Here is a 2388-nt window from a genome sequence, read left to right as displayed (position 1 = left end):
GCCATTGATCCCGGTGTAATCAATAAGGAGCTGCCCAGTTCAAAAATGATAATCATGACAAACAGCTGCCTTATGCTTATTCTGGCTTTTTCCATCTGTCACTTCCCCTTTCTTCAGACCTAATCATCTTTAAACTGGTGTTTGATCGGATCGTTTCGCAATCCCGTCCTTCTGATATACGTCTCGGCCTTCACATCGATGGGCAGTTCGGGCAAATATTCTTTGTCCCATGTGTCCTTCATTTTCTCCCACTGCTCCGGATACTTTCTATATATCGTGTCACCAAAACCGATAAAATCTATTTTATTCTTCTTAATCTTTTTCACAGTATGGCTAATTTCCTTTTCAAGCTCTTTGTTGAGCGCTTTTTCAATAGCGGCCAGCACCTTGGGATCAGACAATTGGAAAGGGTATTTGACAGCATCAATAATACCTTCAACCGACACTTTCACATGGATGTACGGACGTCCGTTCCGCATTTTCGGTACCAGCTTTGTATCTTGATGGATAACCTGCAAGCTGACCGCATCCTTCGTCTTGCCCCAGTCAGCATTAATCAACGTATGCTGGATCTTATTCATAAGCCAGACTGCCCCCACGCTTTCATCATCTTCCAGCCAATACTTTAAATATCCTGCCTTATCAAAAACCGCCAGACCATCTGCCTGAAGAATGGCTTTCGGGTCAGTCGCCTGCGTGTTTTCCATGCTGACTCCTTTTTTATCGTCACCAATCATCATAAATCCGGGGATGACCGGTGCCATAGTGTTGGCGGCAAGTGTTTTCAAAACGTCCTGAATATTGGTTTTGACCACCCGCCCGTATTGCGCCTCCGTGAAATCCAAGATTTTATTGACTTTATTTGATGGAATTTTATCAATTGGCGTCAAGATTTTCACAATATTTTCTGCTTTTGTTTTATGGGCAACGACGAATGTTGCTGTTGACCTAAATTCTGTGTCCCGGTCAAGATTATCTAATACAAAATCCAAACCTTCTTCTTTTGCCAGCTTTTCATTGATCACGACTAGATTGGTATGGGCAAAATAAAGCCGCCGTGATACCTTTATGGAGGCTTTTCTGAGTGCTTCCGTTAAATTGTTACCTTCAATCGAATAGACAGATACAGGCGGCCTGTCTCCATCACCTCCTCCCTGAAGGCCGCCGGCAACATTCCCTGGATTGATAATTTGAAGATGCAGCACGTAGTTGCTGTCGTTTGTCCGATCGATGCCAATCGCCGAGATAATCGCAAGATCCGTCAGCTCCCTCTTATCCCAGCAGCCGGGCAGCACAATGGCGCTCAAAAGCATGAGAACGACTAATAGACATTTACGTACCATTCTTATCCCCTTCTTCCAAATCTTTGTTCACCATTCCTCGTGAAGCGGCCGGCTCTGGGCGTTGATCTTGCCCCTGCCGCACCTTATCTTCCTTGCTGACCGATTCCGGCCTTTTTTCATCGGCCCACCACGGAACCCGGAAAAGCGCGTCCTTTACGCCTTGTGAAGAAAAGGGTGCAAGCGGCGACATATATGGAACGCCGTATGAACGAAGACTGCATAAGTGGACAAACATCATAATGATCCCTAAAATCAGCCCGTAAAAACCCATAACAGCTGAGGCAATAAGAAAAATAAACCGAATAAGCCGGGCTGAAATCGCCATTGCAAACGCCGGTGTTGCGAAGCTCGCAATCGCGGTGAGTGCCACGATAATCACCATTGCCGGAGAGACGATACCAGCCTGTACGGCAGCCTGGCCGATTACGAGCGCGCCTACGATTGACACTGCCGAGCCAACAACCCGGGGCAGCCTGAATCCCGCTTCCCTCAGAATCTCAAAAGCAACCTCCATCGTCAGCGCCTCCACAACAGCCGGAAACGGGACACTTTCCCGCTGGGCCGCAATGACCACTAACAGCTCAGTCGGTATCATTTCTTGATGAAACGTCGTGGCTGCCACGTATACAGCCGGAGCCACAAGCGAAATGAAAAAGACTAAAACACGAAGAATTCTTATACTTGTCGCAATGTCAAAACGCGAATAATAATCCTCAACAGACTGAAAAAACTGGACAAATAAGGCCGGGGCAATAAGCACAAACGGTGTTCCGTCCACAATAATCGCGAATCTTCCTTCTAACAGATTACCCGCTACTACATCAGGGCGTTCTGTATGATACATAGTCGGAAACGTCGTAAAGGTTTCATCTTCAATCAGCTGCTCAATATATCCAGATTCCAAAATACTGTCAATATCTATTTTTTCCAGGCGCTGCTTCACTTCCTTCAGCACCTTTTCATCGCATATTCCTTGAATGTACATGAGAGCGATATCCGTATTCGTAACAGAACCTTTTTTCATTTTTTCAACCCATAAATTCGG

General features: G+C 46.0%; 2 protein-coding genes and 1 pseudogene. All 3 read right to left on the bottom strand.

The window, feature by feature from the left end; all coding sequences use genetic code 11:
• On the bottom strand, positions 1-95 hold a 95-nt coding region (locus ACWHAR_RS19900; protein WP_452087602.1), incomplete at its 3' end, for a hypothetical protein.
• A gap of 24 nt (positions 96-119) precedes the next feature.
• Positions 120-1343, bottom strand: a complete 1224-nt coding sequence (gerKC, locus tag ACWHAR_RS19895; RefSeq protein ID WP_041351877.1) for a spore germination protein GerKC — start codon at positions 1341-1343, stop codon at positions 120-122.
• Positions 1333-2388, bottom strand: a pseudogene (gene gerKA, locus ACWHAR_RS19890) (spore germination protein GerKA); the annotation flags it as partial. The gene gerKC and the pseudogene gerKA, both read right to left, overlap by 11 nt.

This window comes from Bacillus sp. LR--39, from assembly GCF_053613335.1.
This window is presented reverse-complemented; position numbering and strand designations above follow the sequence as displayed.